This is a genomic window from Brachybacterium sp. NBEC-018, from assembly GCF_024860185.1.
In the GTDB taxonomy this organism is placed as follows: Bacteria; Actinomycetota; Actinomycetes; order Actinomycetales; family Dermabacteraceae; genus Brachybacterium; species Brachybacterium rhamnosum.
Window position 1 is genome coordinate 1,339,178 of record NZ_CP100650.1, and the last position, 20,988, is coordinate 1,360,165.

General features: G+C 72.1%; 17 protein-coding genes and 1 tRNA gene. 13 read left to right on the forward strand and 5 right to left on the reverse strand.

Features of this window, described 5'->3' with window-relative positions; genetic code table 11:
• The first annotated feature begins 181 nt into the window (after positions 1 to 181).
• The 6 genes from NLU66_RS05935 (at position 182) to NLU66_RS05960 (ending at position 7,867) form a co-directional block, all read left to right on the forward strand.
• Positions 182 to 853: a DUF6318 family protein gene (locus NLU66_RS05935; protein WP_259362020.1), complete on the forward strand. Its 672-nt coding sequence runs from the start codon at positions 182 to 184 to the stop codon at positions 851 to 853.
• A gap of 234 nt (positions 854 to 1,087) precedes the next feature.
• Positions 1,088 to 2,824, forward strand: a complete 1,737-nt coding sequence (locus NLU66_RS05940; protein WP_259362021.1) for an ABC transporter ATP-binding protein — start codon at positions 1,088 to 1,090, stop codon at positions 2,822 to 2,824.
• On the forward strand, positions 2,824 to 4,908 hold the full coding sequence (locus NLU66_RS05945; protein WP_259362023.1) for an ABC transporter ATP-binding protein: 2,085 nt from the start codon (positions 2,824 to 2,826) through the stop codon (positions 4,906 to 4,908). Before NLU66_RS05940 ends, NLU66_RS05945 begins: the two co-directional genes overlap by 1 nt.
• 174 nt (positions 4,909 to 5,082) lie before the next feature.
• A complete protein-coding gene (locus NLU66_RS05950) occupies positions 5,083 to 6,015 on the forward strand; it encodes an ABC transporter substrate-binding protein (RefSeq protein ID WP_259362024.1) in 933 nt (310 codons plus the stop codon).
• Positions 6,012 to 6,989, forward strand: coding sequence for an amino acid ABC transporter permease (locus tag NLU66_RS05955; protein WP_259362025.1), 978 nt, complete (start codon positions 6,012 to 6,014; stop codon positions 6,987 to 6,989). The genes NLU66_RS05950 and NLU66_RS05955 overlap by 4 nt, the downstream gene beginning before the upstream one ends.
• On the forward strand, positions 6,989 to 7,867 hold the full coding sequence (locus NLU66_RS05960) for an amino acid ABC transporter ATP-binding protein (protein WP_323374491.1): 879 nt from the start codon (positions 6,989 to 6,991) through the stop codon (positions 7,865 to 7,867). The genes NLU66_RS05955 and NLU66_RS05960 overlap by 1 nt, the downstream gene beginning before the upstream one ends.
• A 418-nt stretch (positions 7,868 to 8,285) precedes the next feature.
• Here NLU66_RS05960 and NLU66_RS05965 read toward each other — a convergent pair whose 3' ends face one another.
• The gene (locus tag NLU66_RS05965; RefSeq protein ID WP_259362026.1) at positions 8,286 to 10,559 is read right to left on the reverse strand and encodes an HAD-IB family hydrolase; all 2,274 of its coding nucleotides are present in this window, start codon (positions 10,557 to 10,559) and stop codon (positions 8,286 to 8,288) included.
• Between the two features lie 152 nt (positions 10,560 to 10,711).
• On the opposite strand from NLU66_RS05965, the gene NLU66_RS05970 reads away from it, so the two are divergent.
• The 7 genes from NLU66_RS05970 to NLU66_RS06000 all read left to right on the forward strand — a co-directional run bounded on the left by NLU66_RS05970 (position 10,712) and on the right by NLU66_RS06000 (position 17,400).
• Entirely contained in the window at positions 10,712 to 11,488 is a 777-nt protein-coding gene (locus tag NLU66_RS05970; RefSeq protein ID WP_259362027.1) for an SDR family NAD(P)-dependent oxidoreductase, read from the forward strand.
• A gap of 2 nt (positions 11,489 to 11,490) precedes the next feature.
• The gene (locus tag NLU66_RS05975) at positions 11,491 to 12,297 is read left to right on the forward strand and encodes a lysophospholipid acyltransferase family protein (RefSeq protein ID WP_259362028.1); all 807 of its coding nucleotides are present in this window, start codon (positions 11,491 to 11,493) and stop codon (positions 12,295 to 12,297) included.
• Positions 12,294 to 14,006: an FAD-binding oxidoreductase gene (locus NLU66_RS05980; protein WP_259362029.1), complete on the forward strand. Its 1,713-nt coding sequence runs from the start codon at positions 12,294 to 12,296 to the stop codon at positions 14,004 to 14,006. The genes NLU66_RS05975 and NLU66_RS05980 overlap by 4 nt, the downstream gene beginning before the upstream one ends.
• Positions 14,007 to 14,022: 16 nt before the next feature.
• Entirely contained in the window at positions 14,023 to 14,628 is a 606-nt protein-coding gene (locus tag NLU66_RS05985) for a histidine phosphatase family protein (protein ID WP_259362030.1), read from the forward strand.
• Positions 14,629 to 14,638: 10 nt separating this feature from the next.
• Positions 14,639 to 15,076, forward strand: coding sequence for a hypothetical protein (locus NLU66_RS05990; protein WP_259362031.1), 438 nt, complete (start codon positions 14,639 to 14,641; stop codon positions 15,074 to 15,076).
• Positions 15,077 to 15,386: 310 nt separating this feature from the next.
• Complete coding sequence (locus NLU66_RS05995) at positions 15,387 to 16,166, forward strand: ThuA domain-containing protein (RefSeq protein WP_259362033.1); 780 nt, start codon at positions 15,387 to 15,389, stop codon at positions 16,164 to 16,166.
• Positions 16,156 to 17,400 (forward strand): Gfo/Idh/MocA family protein, encoded by a 1,245-nt coding sequence (locus tag NLU66_RS06000; protein ID WP_259362034.1) that lies wholly within the window; start codon positions 16,156 to 16,158, stop codon positions 17,398 to 17,400. The genes NLU66_RS05995 and NLU66_RS06000 overlap by 11 nt, the downstream gene beginning before the upstream one ends.
• Before the next feature lie 110 nt (positions 17,401 to 17,510).
• Here the strand turns inward: NLU66_RS06000 and NLU66_RS06005 are convergent, their stop codons facing one another.
• The 4 genes from NLU66_RS06005 to NLU66_RS06020 all read right to left on the reverse strand — a co-directional run bounded on the left by NLU66_RS06005 (position 17,511) and on the right by NLU66_RS06020 (position 20,894).
• Positions 17,511 to 18,452 (reverse strand): sulfite exporter TauE/SafE family protein, encoded by a 942-nt coding sequence (locus NLU66_RS06005; RefSeq protein WP_259362035.1) that lies wholly within the window; start codon positions 18,450 to 18,452, stop codon positions 17,511 to 17,513.
• 244 nt (positions 18,453 to 18,696) lie between these two features.
• A tRNA-Arg gene (locus NLU66_RS06010) sits at positions 18,697 to 18,769 on the reverse strand.
• 140 nt (positions 18,770 to 18,909) lie between these two features.
• Positions 18,910 to 19,995: a FeoB-associated Cys-rich membrane protein gene (locus NLU66_RS06015; RefSeq protein ID WP_259362038.1), complete on the reverse strand. Its 1,086-nt coding sequence runs from the start codon at positions 19,993 to 19,995 to the stop codon at positions 18,910 to 18,912.
• A 170-nt stretch (positions 19,996 to 20,165) separates the two neighbouring features.
• Positions 20,166 to 20,894, reverse strand: a complete 729-nt coding sequence (locus NLU66_RS06020) for a cell division protein CrgA (protein ID WP_259362039.1) — start codon at positions 20,892 to 20,894, stop codon at positions 20,166 to 20,168.
• Positions 20,895 to 20,988 lie beyond the last annotated feature (94 nt).

Below are 20,988 nucleotides of genomic sequence, written 5' to 3' on the forward strand. Positions count from 1 at the left end.
TCCCCGCCCCGCACCTTCCGCCTGTCCGATTGCGCGCCCCCGTTCCGTTCGTGGAACTCAGGTGCGCAATCGGACACGGGCTGACGGCGGGACGGCGGACGGCGCTCCCGGCGGGCGGGCCGGTCCGGCCCGACCGGGGCCGTGGAGGGCGCGCACGGCTCGGCCCGCTACCCTGGCCCGCGTGAACCGTCCCTTCCAGCGCATCGTCATCGTCGTCCTCGCCCTGCTGCTCGTGATCCCCGCCGGGATCCTCGGCATCGGGCAGCTGACGGGCGGCGACGGCGATCCCACGGCCGGGACCGCGACGGCGACCACCGAGGACCCGCGCCCCACCATGGACCCGGCGGATCAGACCCCGCGGCCCGAGGTCGCGAAGCCCGAGGCGCCCGCGGTGATGAAGGAGCAGACCGCCGAGGGCGCGCAGGCCACGCTCACCTACCTCCTGGACTCGTACACGTACATGATGACCACGGGGGACACGTCGCTCTGGGAGGCGTCGATCGACCAGGACTGCTCGGTGTGCACGTCCTTCCTCGACAACGCGACCACCCTGCACGAGCAGGACGGCTACCTCGTGGGCGGCGAGTTCACCGTGCATGGCACGACCTTCGAGGGCACCGGGGAGCCGCCCGCGAGCGGCACCGTCGTCGCAGACTTCGAGGAGGCGGAGAGCACCCTCGTGGACGACCCCTCCCGCGTGCCGTACTCGCTCGAGTCGGTCTCCGGGCAGCTGAGCGCGAAGCTGGTCTGGGACGGGAGCAGCTGGCGCGTCGCGGACATGTCCCTCACCCCGGACGAGGACTCCGCCGCCTCCGACGCGGGCGGCGCGTCGGACGCGGGCTCCGCCGGCTGAGCCCCACCCCCGCCGGCCGCGACCGCCCCGGTCGACCCCGCCCCGGTCGGCCCCCGCCCCGGTCGACGCCGCCCCGGTCGACCCCGCCCCGTCGGCCGCGCCCCGTCCTCCCTCCGACGGCCTCCGCCGGACACCTGTCTCGAATCCCCAGCGCTCCCTCAGCGAGCGCACGCGGATGTCAGTAGGCTCGGCGGGGTCGTGCGTGCGCACGCACGACGCGTGAGAGGAACCCCTGTGCCGCTGCTCCGTCTCGTCCTGCGCTCGCTGCGCCCCTACTGGCTCTGGATCGCGCTGGTGGTCGTCTTCCAGATCATCGGCGTGCTCGCCTCGCTCTACCTGCCCACCCTCAACGCCGACATCATCGACGACGGCGTCGCGAAGGCCGACGTCGACCGGATCTGGGAGCTCGGGCGGATCATGCTCGTGATCTCGCTGGGCTACATCGTCGCGCTCGTCGCCGCGAACTTCTTCAGCGCCCGCTCCGCGATGCGCGTGGGCCAGGACCTCCGCAGGAAGATCTTCGGCCAGGTCGCGACGTTCTCCCCGCGCGAGATGGACCGCTTCGGCACGCCCTCGCTCATCACCCGCTCCACGAACGACGTGCAGCAGGTGCAGATGCTCGTCTTCTTCTCGCTGAACTTCCTGGTGCAGGCGCCGGTGACGGGGATCGGCGGCGTGGTGCTCGCGCTGCGCGTCGAGCCCGGGATGGCGTGGCTGATCGCGGTGATGGTGCCGGTCATGCTGCTCGCCGTCGGGTTCATCATCGCGCGCGCCGCCCCGCTGTTCCGCCGCATGCAGGGCGTGATCGACCAGATCAACGGGGTGCTGCGCGAGCAGATCACCGGCATCCGCGTGCTGCGCGCCTTCGTGCGCGAGGACCGTGAGCGGGAGCGCTACGGCGTCGTCAACGACGAGGTCACGGACCTGAACCGCCGGATCGGCCTGCTCATGATCACGATGCAGCCGATCATCATGCTGATCCTCAACATGTCCACCGTGGTCGTGCTGCTCGTCGCGGCGCCGCGCATCGACTCCGGGCAGATGGAGGTCGGCTCGATCACCGCCTTCATCGCCTACCTCATGCAGATCCTCATCGCGGTCATGATGGCGACCTTCATGACGATGATGGTGCCGCGCGCGATGGTCTCCGCGGAGCGCATCGGCGAGGTCCTCGAGACCACCACGACCGTCGTGCAGCGGGAGGACGGCGTGCGCGAGCTGAGCGGCCCCCTCGAGCTGACCTTCGAGGACGTCTCCTTCACCTACCCGGGGGCCGAGCGCCCGGTGCTCGAGAACATCTCCTTCAGCGCCCGCGCCGGGCAGACCGTCGCGATCATCGGCGGCACCGGCGCCGGCAAGACGACGCTCGTGAACCTCGTCCCGCGGCTGTCCGACGTCACCTCCGGGCGGGTCCTGCTGGGCGGCGTGGACATCCGCGAGCTCGACGCGCAGGTGCTCTGGGACCGGATCGGCCTCGTCCCGCAGCGCCCCTACCTGTTCTCCGGCACCGTCGGCTCGAACCTCCGCTTCGGCAGCCCGGAGGCGAGCGACAAGGAGCTCTGGCACGCGCTCACCGTCGCCCAGGGCCGCGACTTCGTCGCCGCGATGCCGCAGGAGCTGGACTCGCCGATCGCCCAGGGCGGCACGAACGTCTCCGGCGGCCAGCGGCAGCGGCTGTGCATCGCCCGCGCGCTCGCCGCGAAGCCGTCGATCTACCTCTTCGACGACTCCTTCAGCGCGCTCGACCTCACGACGGACGCCCGCCTGCGCACCGCGCTCGCCCCCGAGACCCGGGACGCGCTCGTGCTCATCGTCGCCCAGCGCGTCACCACCATCACCGGCGCCGACCTCATCCTCGTGCTCGAGCACGGGAGGGTCGTCGCGCAGGGCACCCACGCCGAGCTGCTCGAGGGCTCGGAGACCTATCGCGAGATCGTGCGCTCCCAGGGCGTCGAGGAGGAGGTGGCGTGATGAGCGAGCAGAAGCACGCATCCGCCCCTGCGGCCGGGGACGAGGCCGAGGTCGCCGCGGAGATCGCGAGCGAGAAGGACGCCTCGCGCGGGCTGCGCCCGGGGCAGAGCGCGAAGAACTTCTGGCCCTCCGCGAAGCGCCTGGTCCGGGAGATCGGACCGGAGCGGAAGTACCTCGTCCTCGCGATCGCCATCGGCGTCGTCTCCGTGGCGCTGAACGTTGTGGGACCGAAGATCCTGGGCCGCGCGACGGACCTCATCTTCTCCGGGCTGATCTCGAGGCAACTCCCCGCAGGCGCCGATCCGGCGCAGGTCATCGCCCAGATGCGCGCCTCGGGCGAGGAGAAGATGGCGGACATGCTCTCCGGCATGACGCTCACGCCGGGGCAGGGCATCGACTTCACGGCGCTCTACCAGGTGCTCGCGCTCGCGACCGGCCTGTACATCGCGGCCTCGCTGCTCATGTGGCTGCAGGGCGTCGCACTGAACCGGCTGCTGGTGCGGATGGTCTCGCGGCTGCGCCGTCAGGTCGAGGAGAAGCTGCACCGCCTGCCGCTCGCGTACTTCGACCGGATGAAGCGCGGCGAGATCCTCTCCCGCGTCACCAACGACATCGACAACATCCAGAACACCCTCATGAACACCGTGACGGGGCTCGTGAACTCGATCCTCACGGTGATCGGCGTGCTCGTCATGATGCTGACGATCTCGGGGCGGCTCACCCTCATCGCGCTCGCCGTGATCCCGGTGGCGTTCCTCATCACGGCCGTCGTCGGCAAGCGCGCGCAGAAGCTCTTCGCCCAGCAGTGGGACGCGACGGGCGCGCTGAACGGCGAGGTCGAGGAGGCCTTCACGGGCCACGAGCTGATCACCGTGTTCGGCCGGCGCCGCGAGGTCGCCGAGCAGTTCGAGCAGTCCAACGGCCGCCTGTTCAAGGCGACCTTCGGCGCCCAGTTCGTCTCCTCGCTGATCATGCCGTTCATGCTGTTCGTGGGGAACCTGTCCTACGTCGCGATCGCGATTGTGGGCGGCCTGCGCATCATCTCGGGGCAGATGACCCTCGGCGACGTGCAGGCGTTCATCCAGTACTCGCGCCAGTTCACGCAGCCGCTCAGCCAGGTCGCCTCGATGGCGACGATGCTGCAGTCCGGCGTCGCGAGCGCGGAGCGGGTCTTCGAGCTGCTGGACGCGGAGGAGCAGGAGCCGGAGACCGCGGATCCCCGCGCCGTCGCCGGCATCCGCGAGGGCCGCGTCGAGTTCGAGCACGTGCGCTTCTCCTACACGCCGGAGCGTGAGCTGATCCGGGACCTGTCCCTCGTCGCGGATCCGGGGCACACGGTCGCGATCGTGGGGCCGACGGGCGCGGGGAAGACGACCCTCGTGAACCTCGTGATGCGCTTCTACGAGATCGACGGCGGCCGGATCACGATCGACGGCGTCGACATCCGCGATCTCACGCGCGCCCAGCTGCGCTCCCGCACCGGCATGGTCCTCCAGGACACGTGGCTGTTCGAGGGCACGATCCGGGAGAACATCCGCTACGGCCGGCTCGACGCGACCGACGACGAGGTGCTCGAGGCGGCCCGCGCCACCCATGTCGACGACTTCGTGCGGCAGCTGCCGGAGGGCTACGACACGGTCGTGGACGACGACGGCACGTCGCTCTCCGCGGGCGAGAAGCAGCTGCTGACGATCGCCCGCGCGTTCCTCGCCCGGCCGAGCCTGCTGATCCTCGACGAGGCGACCTCGAGCGTGGACACGCGCACCGAGGTGCTCGTGCAGAACGCGATGAACCGCCTGCGGGAGGGTCGCACCTCCTTCGTCATCGCGCACCGCCTCTCGACGATCCGCGACGCGGAGCTGATCCTCGTCATGGAGAGCGGGGACATCGTCGAGCAGGGCTCCCACGAGGAACTGCTCGCGGCGGGCGGCGCGTACGCCCGTCTGTACCGCTCGCAGTTCGAGGGAGCGACGTCGGATCCGGACGCGGAGGTCCCGGTCACGGGGGAAACGGGCGCGACGGAGCCGGCCCCGGTCACGGGCGAGGTGCCGACGACGACCGGCGGGATCGCGCCCGCGCTCTGAGCGACAGGGAGGGGGCGCACCCGGTCACGGATCACGGTGCGGTCTCGGCGCGGGGGAGCGCCGGACGGCGGGGACGGCCGACGGTAGCGTCGGCCGTCCCCGCGCGACGTCGGGCCGTGAGGCACAGGCCTCACGGATTTGTCGTCATGCACCCTTATGCATAAGGTTCCATCCGTGATCCCCACTCGACCCCGGCGGCGCAGCCTCCTCCGCGCGCTGCCCCTCGCCCTCGGCGGCGCGGCCCTCGCGCCTGCGCTCGCCGCCTGCACCGACGCCTCCGTGCGCCTGGACGCCGAGTCGAACGCGATCCCCTCGATCGACCTCTCGGGCATCGAGGAGCAGCAGGACCTCGCCGAGCTCGTCCCCTCCGCCATCCGTGAGCGCGGCGAGCTCGTCAACGGCGCCGCGCTGAACTACGCCCCCGGCGAGTTCGTCGGCTCCGACGGGCAGGCCGTCGGCTACGACATGGACGTCCTCGCCGCGGTCGGCAAGGTCCTGGGCCTGACGACCCGCACGGAGTCCGCGGTGTTCGCGCAGATCATCCCCTCGATCGGCTCGAAGTACGACGTCGGCATCTCGAGCTTCACCATCAATCCCGAGCGCCTCGAGCAGGTGACGATGGTGTCCTACTTCGCCGCCGGCATGAGCTACGCGGTGAGGACCGGGAACCCCTACGGGATCACCCCTCCGGACCTGTGCGGCACGCGCGTCGCCCACCAGGTCGGCACCTACATGGACGACGTCGTCGTCGAGCGGGACGCCGAGTGCCGCGACGGCGGCGGCAAGGGCATCGTCGACCAGCCCTACGTCGGCAACGCGGACGCCGCGACCGCCGTCGCCGGCGGCAAGGCCGACGTCCTCATCGGCGACTCGCCCGTCGTCGCCTACGCCGTGGACCGCTCGCGCGGCACCCTCGAGCAGGTGGGCGAGATCGAGGACGCCGCCCTCAACGGCATCGTCGTCGCCAAGGACCAGCCCGAGCTGGCCGAGGCGATCCGCGGCGCCGTCCAGCACCTCATCGACTCGGGCGCCCTCCGCGAGATCCTCGCGGCCTGGGGCAACGAGACCGGCATGATCGAGACCTCGGAAGTGGACCCGCAGCAGTGAGCACACAGACCCCCGCCGCCCCCGCCGCCCGGCGCCCCGCCGATCCGATCCCGGGCCAGATCCGCGCCAAGCGGCCGCCGCGCCCCGGCACCTGGATCAGCGCCGTGATCGTCGCACTGCTCGTGCTGGGCCTCGCGAACTTCCTCGTCACGAACCCCGTCTTCGACTGGGGGACCGTCGCGACCTTCATCCTCGACGTCAAGGTCGTCCAGGGCGTCGGCTGGACGCTGCTGATCACCGTGCTGTCGATGATCCTCGGCACCGCGATCGCGCTCACCGCGGCGATCATGCGCCGCAGCGAGAATCCCGTGCTGCGGGGCGTGAGCTGGGCGTACATATTCGTCTTCCGCGGCACCCCCGTGTACACGCAGCTCGTGTTCTGGGGTCTGTTCACGGTGATCGTCCCCAAGCTCGCGCTCGGCGTGCCCTTCGGCCCGGAGCTGTTCTCGTTCTCGACCCGTGACTACTTCCCGGCCTTCTGGGCGGCGGTCGTGGGCCTCGCGCTCAACGAGGGCGCGTACCTCGCGGAGATCATCCGCTCGGGCCTGAACTCGGTGGACAAGGGGCAGACGGAGGCGTCCAAGGCGCTCGGCATGAGCAACGGGAAGATCCTGCGGCGCATCATCATCCCGCAGGCCATGCGCGTGATCGTGCCGCCGCTGGGCAACGAGACCATCGGCATGCTGAAGACGACCTCGCTCGTCCTCGCGGTGCCCTTCACGCTGGATCTGACCTTCGCCTCGAACGCGATCGCGAACAAGCTCTACGCGCCGATCCCGCTGCTCATCGTCGCGGCCCTGTGGTACCTCGCGATCACGAGCGTGCTCATGGTGGGCCAGCACTTCCTGGAGCGGTACTTCGGCCGCGGCTTCGACGACCGCACCGGCTCACCCGCCGCGAAGCGCTCCCGCCAGTCCGCGGTGAACCGCGCCGGCACGACCCCCAAGGACTCGCTCCCGGAGGTGGAGCTCTGATGACGACCGCGCCCCAGAACACCCCGTCCTCGAACGGTCCGTCCCCGTCGGCCGACGGGGCGAGGACCGCTCCCGCCGCCGGGGCGACCCCTGCGGCGAGCATCACGCCGACCCCGCTGATCAGCCTCGAGGGCATCCACAAGGCCTTCGGCGACCTGCACGTGCTCAAGGGCTGCGACCTCGAGGTCGCGGCCGGTGAGGTCACGGTGCTGATCGGCCCCTCGGGCTCCGGCAAGTCGACGCTGCTGCGCTGCATCAACCAGCTCGAGGAGCCCACCGCGGGCCGTGTCCGCATCGCCGGCGTGACCCAGGGCTACGCCGAGGAGCCCCTCGCGGACGGCCGCTGGCAGAAGCTCCCCTCCGCGCAGATCGCCCGGCAGCGCTCGCGGATCGGCATGGTCTTCCAGCGCTTCCACCTCTTCCCGCACATGACGGCGCTCGAGAACGTCATGGAGGCGCCGATCCAGGTGCTGGGCCGGGGGAAGGCGGAGGCGAAGGAGGCGGCGCTCGCGCTCCTGGACCGCGTGGGCCTCGGCGACCGCGCGGACCACTACCCCTCGGAGCTCTCCGGCGGTCAGCAGCAGCGCGTCGCGATCGCCCGCGCCCTGGCGATGGAGCCCGAGCTGATGCTCTTCGACGAGCCCACCTCGGCGCTGGATCCCGAGCTCGTGGCGGAGGTGCTCTCCGTGCTCAAGGAGCTCGCCGAGGGTGGAATGACGATGATCGTCGTGAGCCACGAGATGGGCTTCGCCCGCGAGGTCGCCGACCAGGTGGTGTTCATGGACGACGGCCTGATCGTCGAGCAGGGCACCCCGGAGCAGGTCATCGACCATCCCGGTTCCGAGCGCCTGAAGGGCTTCCTCGCCTCCGTCCTCTGACACGATCCTCCGACGGGGCCGCGCCGCGCGTCGGCCGCGGGGTTCCGCCCTGGACCCCCGCCGCGTGTCGACCGGTCTCCGCCCTGGACGCAGCCGCGTCACGACCCGGCCCGAGGCCGGCACGTGTTTTCGAGAAGCGGGTCATCATGTACATGATGACCCGCTTTTTCGGGGGAGGCCCCGTCCGGCCGACGGCATCGCGCTCGGCACCGCGCCGCCCCGAGCCGTCCCTGTTCTCCCGCCCTCTCCGACCGCCCCGCCCTGGGGTGGGCGGCGGCGGATGCACGACGCCCGCCGCGGGCCCCGCCGCTGCGAGGCGGAGGGCCGACGGCGGGCGTCGGGGAGATCGGGACCGGGGCGGTCGGGACCGGTGGCCGGGAGCCGAAGCTCGACCCGTCGGCCTCTCAGGCCCCGATGGTCACCACTCGAGGATCTGCCAGCGCTTCTTCTTCGCGAGCGAGAACAGGCCCAGGTCCGGGTTGATGGCGGTGGGGGTGCCCACGAGCTCGAGCCAGGCGGCGTCCGCGAGGGAGTCGCCGTAGCCGGAGGAGACGGCGAGATCCGCGCCCTGCCCGTCGGCGTACTTCAGCAGCCAGTTCCCGCGGGCCTCGTCGACCAGCGGGGGAGTGGCGAGGTAGCCGGTGAGCACGCCGTCGGCGTCGGCGTCCATCGGGGTGGCGATGACGTCGTCGAAGAGGTCGCGCAGCGGCTCGACGAGCAGGTCGAGCGCGCCGGAGACGAGCACGGTGCGGTGGCCCGCGGCGCGGTGACGCTCGATGAGCTCGAGGGCCTCGGGCCGGATCGAGGCCCGGATGCGGGTGCCCAGCTCGCCCTGCATGAGCGAGCGCAGCTCCTCGGCGCGGTACCCCTTGTAACGGCGGTTGACCATGCGGATCAGCTCGGAGCGGTCACGCTGGTCCGCGCGCAGGTACCCCGGCACCGAGGCGAGCACGGCCGCGATCTCTCCGGGCCACTCGCGGCGCGGGCGGGTCGCCCGGACCACGTCGACGTACTGGCGCACCACGTTGGACGCGATGACCGTGCCGTCGAGGTCGAAGACGGCGAGGGCGCCCGGCTTGACCGTGATCTCGACGGGGCGGCCCGCACGGCTGCGCAGGGCGGCCTTGCGGCGCGAGTACGCCTTCGTGAGCTCCGTGATGGCGGGGAGGTGGTGGTTGCGGAAGAAGTCCGACCAGTCGATGTCGTGCACGTCGAAGTCGTGCTCGGCGAGGAAGTCGGCCGGCAGCTCCTCGCGCAGCGCGCGGGTGTTCGCGTCGTCGAAGACCATCTCGGTCTTCGTGTACAGCCGGTACAGCTCGATGTACTTGCGCAGCGTGGTCAGGCCCGAGGTGGCCTTGTGCAGCTGGGTCGTCCAGGCGCGCGTCCGCGTCGTGGCGGGGAGCTGGGCGACGACCGCCGCTCCCGCCTTGGCGCTGAGCTCCTTGATCCGGAAGCGCTGCTCGATCATCTCCACCGCGGGGAAGCTCCACTCGGGGACGGCGATCTTCTCGCCCTTCTCGTCCTCGAGGGGGTGCTCCAGGAAGTAGCTCCGCACGGCGGAGAACATCACGTGCAGCGGCAGCGGGTTCGAGGCGCCGGAGACCACCTGGTAATAGGCGTCGTCACCGCGGCGGGAGACGTCCTGCGTCGCGAGGGCGACGATCACGTTGACGACGAAGTCCACCGGGATGACGTCGAGGATCGAGTCGGCCAGGCCCGGGAACTCGGGCAGCATGCCGCGGCCGTAGGCCATGATCAGCGGGTCGGCGACCTTGTAGCCGTCGATCCAGCCCGGGTGGGGGCTGCGCAGCGCGGACTCGATGATCGAGGGGCGCACCACGGAGAGGCGGTGGCCGTTCCCGGCCCAGAGCTCCTCGGCCACGCGCTCGGCCATGGCCTTCGTGAAGGTGTAGATGTCGGTCCAGCCCACGGACTGGGCGCGGGTGCGGCCGAAGTCCACGAGCCGCTCGTCCACCCAGGCGCTGCGGGCGTCCTCCGCGGCGGAGGCGACGGCCTTGGGGCCCATGCGGCCGTCGCGCAGGCGGGCGCTGCGCATCTGGCTGCGCAGCGTCTCGGGCCGGCGGCTCTCCGCCTCGACGCGCTCGCGGGCCGCGAGGGCGGCGTCGAACTCGGTGCGCCAGTCGACGGTGTGGTCGAGGCTCCCCTCCTGGCGCAGGCCCTTGGCCGCGCCGCCCACGTAGGCGGTGGAGACGTGGATGACGTGCGGGTCCTGGCCGGAGGCGAGGAGCGCCTCGTAGAGGTTGCGGGCACCGCCCACGTTCGTGCGGAACGCCTCGTCGATCGGCGGGTCGAAGGAGACCGAGGACGCGGAATGGATCACGACGTCGAGCGGTCGGTCGATCGCGGGCATGTCGGTGAGGTCGCCCTCGAGCACGTCCACGCGCGAGCGGAAGACCTCGGCGGCCTTCTCGCGGTCACCGCCGCCGACCTTCTCCACCCACGTGGCGAAGACGGGCTTGCGCAGCAGGCCCTCGAGACGCTTCGCGCCGGGGACCGAGCCCTTAGGGCGGATCACGGCGGTGACGTGCGTGTCCTCGGTGGACTCGAGGAGGCTGCGCAGCACGGCCTGGCCCAGGAACCCGGTGACACCCGTGAGCAGGATCCTCCGCTTCCCGGTGGTCGGATCGCCGGCCGTGGCGGTCGCGGCGGGGGCGGGGGTGGTGTTCGGCATGGGTTCCCTCGGTGGACGGTGGGACGTGTGCGGCGCGGCGGCCACCCGGCGTTCCCGGGGGCGGCGGTCCTGCGCCCTCACACGCCCGTCAGAAGCGTTGGTGCAGGTCATCCCTGCGCAGGTCAGGGCGGGTCTAGTGTATCGTAGCCGCCATGCACAGGGCCCTGATCACCGGCGGCACCGCAGGCATCGGGGCCGCGTTCGCACGAGCATTCGCGGCGCGCGGGACGGACCTTGTCCTCGTCGCCCGGCACCCCGATCGGCTCGCGGAGGCCGCCGCCTCTCTCACCGAGACCTACGGCGTGCACGTCGAGACCATCGCCGCGGATCTCTCCGATCGCGACGCGCAGCAGCGCGTCGCCGATCGCCTCGAGACCGCGGCCGATCCGGTGGACGTCTTCGTCAACAACGCCGGCTTCTCCGTGCGCTCCTCCCTGCTCGACGAGGACCTCTCGCAGCACGACCTCGGCTTCGAGGTCATGATCCGCGCGGTCCTCAAGCTGGGCGGCGCCGCGGGCCGCGGCATGAGCGCTCGCGGCCACGGCTGGATCATCAACGTCGGCTCCGTGAGCTCGCTCGTCACGCAGAACAACTACTCGGCCATCAAGGCCTGGGTGGGCAACTACTCCGAGTCCCTCGGCGTGCAGCTGGCCGGCACCGGCGTGAAGGTCACCTGCCTCATGCCCGGCTGGGTGCGCACGGAGTTCCACTCGCGCGCCGGCATCAAGGGCTCCTCGATCCCCGGGCCGCTGTGGCTGGACGCGGACTACCTCGTCGAGCAGTGCCTGCGTGACGTGGCGCGGGGGCGCCCCGTCTCGATCCCGAGCCGCCGGTGGAAGGCGATCGTCGCCGTGCTGCGCACCACCCCGCGCGGCCTCGTGGCGAACCTCAGCTCGCTGCTCACCCACCGCCGCAACAAGGAGCGCTGAGCATGGCGGAGCAGGGCCCGCGCCAGGACCCCCGCGGCGAGCGGAAGCCGGGCCTGCTGGCCTCGCTCTCCGCCCGCTCCCGCGGCGAGGGCTGGGAGGCCCCCGAGGGGGACATCGCCAAGTACCGCTCGCGCACGCGCTCGGCCCTGCGCTTCGTGCTGCAGCGCGGCGTGTTCCGCCTCGTCGTGGGCGCCGCGATCACGCCGCGCACGATCGTCCACCGCCGCGTGCGCACCGTGCGCGGCCCGTTCGTGCTGGTCGCGAACCATTCGAGCCACACCGACGCGCCGATGCTCGCCCAGGGGCTGCCCTGGGCGCAGGCGCGCTACCTCTCCACCGGCGTCGCCGCGGACTACTTCTTCCGGGTCTGGTACCGGCGGATCTTCGTGCGCGCGCTGTTCAACGCGTTCCCGATCGACCGCGACGGCTCGCGCAAGAACTCCGGCTTCTCCCGGCGCCTGCTGCGCTCCGGGGTGCCGATCCTGGTGTTCCCCGAGGGGACGCGCCAGCAGACAGGCCGCATCGGCTCCTTCAAGCCGGGCGGCGCCGCGCTCGCGATCGGCGTGGGGGTCCCCGTGATCCCCGCCGCGATGGTGGGCGCCTACGAGGCCATGCCCAAGGGGCGCAGCTGGCCCGTCCCCGGCCGCCCGCCCGTCGGCGTGGTCTACGGGGAGCCGATGCTCGCCGAGGAGGGCGAGTCGGCCGTCGCGTTCACCGCGCGCATCCGGGACCGGGTGCAGTCGCTGTACGACGACAACTACGAGGAGATCCTGGGGCATCCGCACCCGGGGACAGAGGAGTCCGCATGACCGCACCGATCGCCGCCGCCGACGTCACCCGACACAAGTGGTGGGGATGGGGGCAGGACGACGTCGCCTTCTCCGTGACGAACCGCCCGGCCTTCATCGACCTCGCGCGCAACGAGATCGGCATCGATCTCGCGAACGCGCCGGACCCGGTGGCGCCGGTGCTCACGGACCACGAGGTGCCCGCGACGCGGCTCCCCGGCGCGGTGCGCGAGCAGCTCGCGCAGGCCCTCGGCGAGGACGCGATCCGGGACGACGACGAGCACCGGGTGCTGCACTCCTTCGGCCGTTCGCTGCCGGACCTGTTCCGCGTGCGCACGGGCGCCTTCGAGCGCCTCGTCGACGCCGTGGTCTACCCGGGGAGCGAGGAGGACGTCGCCGCGGTGCTGCGGATCGTCCTCGAGCACGACCTCGTCCTCATCCCCTACGGCGGCGGCACCTGCATCTCCGGTTCGGTCACCCCCGACGCCGAGGAGCACCGCCCGATCCTCACGATGAACCTGGGCCGGCTCTCCCGGATCCTCGAGATCGACGACACCTCGGGCCTCGCGCGGGTGCAGGCCGGCATGTACGGGCCGGACATGGAGGCGGAGCTCAACGAGAAGGGCTGGACCGTCGGCCACTTCCCGGATTCCTTCACCTTCTCCACCGTGGGCGGCTGGGCGGCGACCCGCTCCTCCGGCATGCAGTCGGACAAGTACGGCGACATCGAGGACATCGCGCGCGGGCTGCGGCTCGTGCACCCCGACGGCGTCGCCGTCACGAAGGCGATCCCGGGCCGCGACTCGGGCCCCAGCGTCCACGAGATGATCCTCGGCTCGGAGGGTCGCCTCGGCGTGATCACCGAGGTCACCGTGCAGGTGCACCGCTCCGCGCCGGTGCGCCAGGTGATCGGCTACATGTACCCGGACTGGGAGCACGGGATCCGCGGCATGCACGCGATCGCCCGCTCGACCGACGTCACCCCGACCTTCACCCGGCTCTCCGACGGGCCCGAGACGAAGTTCTCCCTCGCCCTCTCCTCGAAGACGCCGACGACGACGAAGGCGAAGGTCTCCGCGAAGGTGCAGGACGGCCTGTTCGCCTACCTGCGCTCGCAGGGCTGGGACACGTCCGAGGAGATGTGCCTGAGCTACGTCTGCTTCGAGGGATCGAAGGCCTCCGTCGAGCAGCAGAAGTCGATCGTCAAGAGGATCGTCAAGGCGAACGGCGGCGTGACCCTCGGCGCGAGCGTCGGCAAGGTCTACGACCAGAAGAAGTTCGACACCCCCTACCTGCGCGACTTCCTGCTGGGCCACCAGGTCTTCGGCGACGTGTGCGACACCGGGGCGACCTGGTCGAGCATCAATGAGGTCCACACGAAGGTCTACGAGGCCTTCGAGGAGGTGCAGCGCGCCCAGGACCTGCCGGGCTTCATGTTCTGCCACATGTCCCACAGCTACCACGCCGGCGCGTGCCTCTACTTCACCTTCGCGTTCCCCTACTCGAGCGAGGAGCAGGCGCTCGAGCAGTACTACCGCGCGAAGGAGGCCGTGCAGCAGACCTTCGTGGACCTCGGCTCGACGGTCTCCCACCACCACGCGGTGGGCGTCGAGCACCGGCCCTGGATCACCGAGGACATCGGCGAGGTGGGCGTGCGGATGGTCGAGGGCCTGTTCGCGGACAACGACCCGGGGCGGAACCTCAACCCCGGCAAGATCGTCGCGTCCTGAGCGCGGGGGCCCGGCGATGAGCGTGCTCGTGCTGCGGCACGGCGAGTCCACGGCGAACGTGGAGGGCGTCATCGTCTCCTCCCCGGGGGCGCGCGCGCTCACCGAGGTGGGGCTCTCTCGCCGCGGCCGTGAGCAGGCCGCGGAGGCCGGCCGACGTGCCCGCGATGCGGGCCTCGACGCCGGCACCATCGTGCTGAGCAGCGACTTCGCCCGTGCGGCGGAGACCGCCGCGGTGTTCGCCGCGGAGCTCGGCGCCCGCGGGGCGCGGATCGATGCGCGGCTGCGGGAGCGGGACTTCGGGCCCTTCGACGAGGGGCCCGCCTCCGCCTACGACGACATCTGGGCGGCGGACGCCGCCGGCCGCAGCGGCGAGCACGGGGTCGAGCCCGTGGCGTCGGTGGCCCGCCGGGTGGGCGCGGTGCTCGCGGAGGCCGATGCGCTCGCCGCCGACGGCCGCTCCGTGGTGCTCGTGGCCCACGGGGACGTGCTCCAGATCGCCCTCGCCCTCGGGGAGGGACGGGACCCGCACGAGCATCGCGAGGTGCCGCACCTGGGCAACGCCGAGCTGCGGGAGCTGGGCATGGCGCGTCCGGTCCCGGGTGACGCGCCGGCGCGACCGTGAGCCCGCGGTGATGAGCGTGCCGACGCCGGCCGGTCGAGCTGCGAGCGGCGGTGGGAGCGGCGCGGGCGGTGCGGGCCGGGCCCTGCTGGTGGTGCGCGGGGACGTGGACGAGGTGCGCGCTCGCATCGCCGCCTTCGTCGCGGAGCGCGGCTGGCGGGTCACGGACCCGCCGGGGGAGGAGCTGCTGCTCGAGCGCGGCAGCCGCGGCCGGACGATCGTCCTGGGCTCCCTCGCGGGCCGCGCCTTCTACCTGAGCGCCAGGATCGGCACCCGGGCGGGGGAGGGCGGCACGCTCGTGGAGCACCGCTGGGGCGCCGGAGCCGGTCTCGTGCTGGGCGGCACCCTGGGCCGGGCCCGTGCGGCGCACGCCCACGCGGAGCTCTCGCAGGAGCTGGAGGCCGCGCTCCGCGAGCAGGGGCTGCTGGTGCGGGTGCGCCGCGAGGGCTGAGTGTCCGGGACGAGCGCCCGGGGAAGAGGAAGAGGTTCCCTCGCCATTGAGGGAACCTCCGGATGACCATAGACCAGGATCGATGCGAACCAGGTCACACCACGGTCACGTTTTCCGTTACCACCTGGTCATTTAAGGGCGGCCCGTCCATCCTCCCCGGTCGTCGTGCGCCCCGGGTCCCGACTTCTGGTGCACGTGGGAATCCGCCCCGGCGTGTCGCGCGCCGCGGCGCCGCCCGCCCCTACGATGGATCGGACCGCATCGGCGCGGGCATGCCGCGCCCCGGACCCCATCACGAAGGGCATCCCCCATGACTCAGGGCAGCACCACCCTGCGCGTCGCCGTCTTCGGCGAGAACCGGCACGAGAAGGTCGACCCGCGCGTCCAGGAGCTCTATCCCGACGGCATGCACACGACGATCGCCGAGGCGCTGCGCAGCACCCTCGCGGCCGACGGCGTCGACGCCGAGGTGCGCGTGGCCCTGCTCGACGACATCGAGGAGTCCCTCTCCGAGGAGGCCCTCGCCCGGACCGACGTCCTCACCTGGTGGGGCCACATGGCCCACGACGACGTGCCCGACGAGATCGCCGAGCGCGTCGCCCGCCGCGTGCGCGAGGGCATGGGGCTCGTCCCGCTGCACTCCGCCCACTACTCCAAGGTGTTCCGCCTCCTCATGGGCACCTCGTGCAACCTGCTGTGGCGCAACGACGGCGACGAGGAGCGGGTCTGGACCGTGAACGGCTCCCACCCGATCACCCGCGGCGTGCCGCACCCGATCGTCATCCCCGAGCAGGAGATGTACGGCGAGATGTTCGACATCCCCGCCCCGGACGAGCTCGTCTTCGTCTCCTCCTTCAGCGGCGGCGAGGTGTTCCGCTCGGGCTGCTGCTTCCGCCGCGGCAAGGGCAAGGTCTTCTACTTCAGCCCCGGCGACCAGGAGTACCCCGTCTACCACCAGGCGGAGATCCAGCGCGTGCTCGCCAACGCCGTGCAGTGGGCCCGCCCCGAGCCCCGCGAGATCGCCCCCGTGAAGATCGCCAATGCGCCGCGCGACTGGTACCGCGACGAGGAGACCACCCGTGTCATCTGAGAGCACCGCGCACGCGGCCCGCGTCGGGGCGGCCGCCCCCACGTCGACCCGCTCCGCCGAGGCGGATCCGAACGCCGCGCTCGCCGCCGCCGCGGGGCAGGAGCCGCTGCGCGCGGTCGTCGTCGGCGCCGGCGGCATGGGCCGATGGTGGGCGCGCGTCATCCACGACAGCCCCATGACCGAGCTCGTGGGCGTCGCGGACCTCGTCCCCGGCATGCCCGAGGAGTCGATCGCGCAGTCCGGCGTCCCGGACACCTCCGCGGTCGCCGTCGGCACCGACGGCGTGGACCTCGCGCTCGAGGTCGGAGCGGACGTCCTCATCAACCCCACGGTCCCCGTCGCCCATCACCCGGTCACCGTGAAGGCCCTCCACGCGGGCATCCCGGTGCTGGGGGAGAAGCCCGTCACCGAGACGCTCCCGGAGGCGCTGAGCCTCATGGCGCACAGCGAGCTCACGGGCGTGCCGTTCATGGTCTCCCAGTCCCGACGCTTCTTCCCGCAGGTGCGCGAGCTGCGCCGCTTCGTCGCCGCTCACGGGCCGACGGTCCTCACGAGCGCGTTCTTCTCGCTGTTCACCGAGCACGAGGGCTTCCGCGCCCAGCAGCAGCACCCGCTGCTGCGGGACATGGGCATCCACGCCTTCGACACCGCGCGCTACATCACCGGCACCGACCCGGTCGCGGTGACCGCGCACGGGGCGAACCCGTCGTGGAGCGTCTACGCCGGGGACGCGACCGTCACCTGCACCTTCGAGATGGCGGGGGAGGACGGCACGGGCTCGCTGTTCGTCTACAACGGGTCGTGGAACGCGCGGGGCCTGCCCACCTACTGGAACAGCGAGTGGCGGATCGGTGCGAAGCACGGATCCGCGACCTGGGACGGCACCGGTGCGCCCGTGCTCGGCACGGAGGACGAGGAGCGCACGCGCGAGCTGCAGGCCGCCCTCGAACAGGCGCTCGCGACCCCGGAGCCGGACCAGATCGACGCCTCGATCATCGAGTTCGCGACCGCCCTGCGGGAGGGCCGCACGCCCCTGTGCGAGGTGCACGAGAACATCCTCAGCTTCGCGATGGTCGAGGCGGCGGTGGCCTCCGTGGAGCGCGGCACCCGCGTGGTCATCGACGAGCTGCTCGAGGAGGCCCGCGCGGAGGCGATCGCCGCGGAGGTCGATCCGGACGCCCGGGCGATCATGCAGGGCTGGGGATCGGTGCGCGAGGCGCTCACGGCCCGCTGACGGAACTGCTGGGCGCGGGCTGCGTCTCGCCTCCCGACGGCCGCGGGCCGGGACCTCTCGGGGTCCCGGCCCGCGTGCGGTACGGAGAGCGCGTCGGGGACGCGCGGTGCTCATCCCTCGGTCGCGAGGGCCTTCTCGCGGTCCTCGTCTGCCGGGGCCCCGGGGGCGTCGGCCGGCGGGGCGGCGGCGAGCTCACGGCGGTAGGCGCGCACCGAGTGCACGACGGCCGCGGCCCAGAGCACGACGATCAGGCCGAGGGACAGCAGGCGCACGTCGTCCGGCGCGTCGACGAGGTCGCTGCGGAGGATCGTGCGGACGTTGGTCAGCACGATGATGCCGCCGACGAGGGAGCCGAGCACGCGCGGCGGGACGAGCCGCACGAGCCAGGCGGCGATCGGGGCCGCGACGAGGCCGCCCGCGAGCAGCGCGAGCACCCAGGTGAGGTCGATGCCCGCGGTGCCGAGGCCCACGAGGAAGCCGAGCGAGGCGGCGACCGAGATGACGAACTCGCTCGTGTCGATCGAGCCGATCACCTTGCGGGGCTCGATGCGGCCGCTCGCGAGCAGCGCCGGGGTGCCGACGGGGCCCCAGCCGCCGCCGCCGGTGGCGTCCATGAAGCCGGCGACGAGGCCGACGGGGGCGAGGAAGCGCCGGCGCAGCGGCTTGCCGAGGTTGCTGCGGTCGAGCCCCTTGAACGTGAAGCGCACGAGCACGTAGACGCCGAGCGCGAGCAGGATCCCGGACATGACCGGGGCGGCGACCTCGGTGGACAGCCAGGTGAGGAACGTGGCGCCCGCGAAGGCGCCGATCGCGCCGGGCAGCGCGATGCGGCGCACGACCTTCCAGTCCACGTTCCCGAACTTCCAGTGCGAGAGGCCGGAGGCGAGGGTGGTGCCGATCTCCGCGAGGTGCACCGTCGCGGAGGCGGAGGCCGGATTGGTGCCGATCGCGAGGAGCAGCGTGGTCGAGGTGACGCCGTAGGCCATGCCGAGGCTGCCGTCCACGAGCTGGGCGCCGAGCCCTACCAGGGCGAGCAGGATGAGTCGTCTCATCGATCAGGTCCTTCCGGGGCGAGAGCTGTCCACTCGAGGGAGTCTCCTCGATGCGGCCCGATAGGACAATAGTGCAGACATGGCGCGTCATAAAGAACGCTGATGGGGGCGTGCGGCGCGGCGCCTCGCGTGCGGAGCGGGCCCGAAGAGCAGAGGACCCGGAATACAGAGAGCCTGGAATGCAGAGAACCTGGAATGCAGAGAACCCGGGACATCGTCGCCGATGTCCCGGGCTCTCCTTCGGTGCGCCCGGAGGGATTCGAACCCCCAACCTTCTGATCCGTAGTCAGATGCTCTATCCGTTAAGCTACGGGCGCCTGCCAGCTGCGCTGACCTGGAACACTTTACCGGCCCGCCCGGGGCGGCGCCACTTGAGCGGCCATGAGTCGGCTCACATCCGCGGCGCCGCCCGGGTCCCGACGCGTCGTCGGGACCGCTCAGGAGGCGGCCGAGGGGCTCAGGAGCCCCAGGTGCCCCGGCCGTTCCCGCCCTGCTGACCGCTCCCGCCCGGGGCGTCGCCGCCCTGGCCCGGCTGGGGCGGGTTCTGCCACGGCTGCTGCGGGGCCGGCGGCGGGGACTGCTGGCCGCCCTGCTGCTGCCAGGGCTGGCCACCCTGCTGGCCGGGCTGCTGGCCGAACGGCTGCTGGCCACCCTGCTGGCCGGGCTGCTGCCCGCCCTGCTGGCCGAACTGGTCCTGACCGCCCTGCTGCGGCGGCTGCCCCCACGGCTGCTGACCCTGCGGTGCCTGCGGTGCGGAGCCCTGGCCCGAGCCCTGGCCCACGGCCGGGGAGCCCGGGGCGGCGGGGGCGCCCGGGTAGGCGGCGGCGCCGAAGGCCGCGGGGGCCACGGGGGCCTGCGAGGAGCCGTTGCCGCCGCCGTTCTTCTTGCGGCGCGAGCGGACCACGAAGAACACGATCGCCGCGATCACGAGCAGGGCGAGGAAGCCGAGCACGACCAGGATGATGATGACGACCAACCACGGGAAGCCGCCGGACTTCGCGGTGATGTCCACGCCCTGCGAGAGGTCGACGATGTCGGTGTAGACGACGGTGTTGCCGTCGATCGTGCCGCCCTGGGAGCTGGTGACCTCGCCGGGGAAGGAGAAGACGACGTTCACCTGGAGCTGGTCCGCCTCGGGGAAGACCGCGAGGTCCTCCTCGGTGATGCCGCCGCTGGCCTGGCTCATGACGAAGTGCAGCTCGCCGCTCTCCTCGGTGAGCTCGAAGTCGGAGCCGAAGTCGTCACGGGTGAGCGTGCCCTCGATCGTGCAGCCCCACATGCCGTCCTTCTCGTACGGCTCCCAGGTCGCGGTGCCGAAGCCGCCGGACTCCTCGGACTCCGAGCTCGCGCAGAACTCCTCCGCCGAGGAGTAGTACTCCTGGATGACGTCGGTGTTGATCGCGAGGTCCATCGAGACGTCGATCGTGTCGACGTCCTTGACGTCGAAGGTCGCGTCGATCTTGCCGCAGCCGGCGAGAAGCAGGAGGAACGGCAGCATCAGCAGTGCGGCCAGCCACCGCCTGCGTGAGGTGAGGGTGTGCATGAGGAGCCCCTGGGGAAAGGTGTCGGCACGGACGCGCCGAGCGGCGGCCGCAGCCTCAGCCTAGCGAGAGACGCGCCACTTCGCCCTGGGGAGAACTCCCCATCATGGACAGGTGTCCACGGAGAGGGCCCCGGGCCGGCCGCGGAGGGCCGGACCCTGAGCGCCCGGGATCACTTCCAGAACATGAGCATGCCGCCGCCGGTGAGCATCACGCCGAAGCCCACGGCGAGGTTCCAGTCGCCGATCGGCAGGGGCAGTGTCGCCGAGGACAGGTAGTAGACCACCAGGTAGAGCAGGCCCAGGATCAGCAGGACGACCGCCGTCGGCGCGAGCCACACCGGGTTCGGGGCCACGGCGGCGACGCGGCGTCGGTTCGTGCGGGCGGTCTCCGCGGCGGCGCTGCGGCGGGGCGAGGAGGAGCGCGTGGCGTCCTTCGCCTCCTCGGGCACCTCGGGGACGGGGGCGCGGTCCTTGGCCTTCTTCGCGCCCTTGCCCTTCTTCGCCCCCGTGGACTTCGCGGCCTTCGCGCCCGTCCCCGTCGCGGCGTCCTTCTCCGCGTCCTCGTCCGTCTCGGCGAGGTCGTCCACCTCGTCGGTGTCCACGTCATCGGCGGCCGGGGCAGCAGTGTCGACGGTGTCGTCGGAGCCGGCGGCGTCCTCGGCGACCGTCGCACGACGGCGGCCGCGGCGCACGGGATCCTTGGCGGAGGCGGCGGTGGAGGCAGGGGAGGTCGTGCTCGCCTCGCCGCCCGCGCCCGCGCCCTCGGCGCCGCCGTCGGCAGCGCCCGCGGCAGCGTCCTCGGCGTCGGCCGTGAGGGCGTCCTGCTCCTCCGGCGCCGGGGCGGCGGTCCTCGCCTTCGCCTTCGCGCGGGCGGACTGCTTCCTCGTGCTCCTCGCCATCGGGCGCTGCTCCTCGGATCGGGGTCGTGCGGGCGTGCCGCGCGGGCTCGACGGGTGCGAGCCGTGACCTAGGGTAATGGGCGTGCCTGGAGGG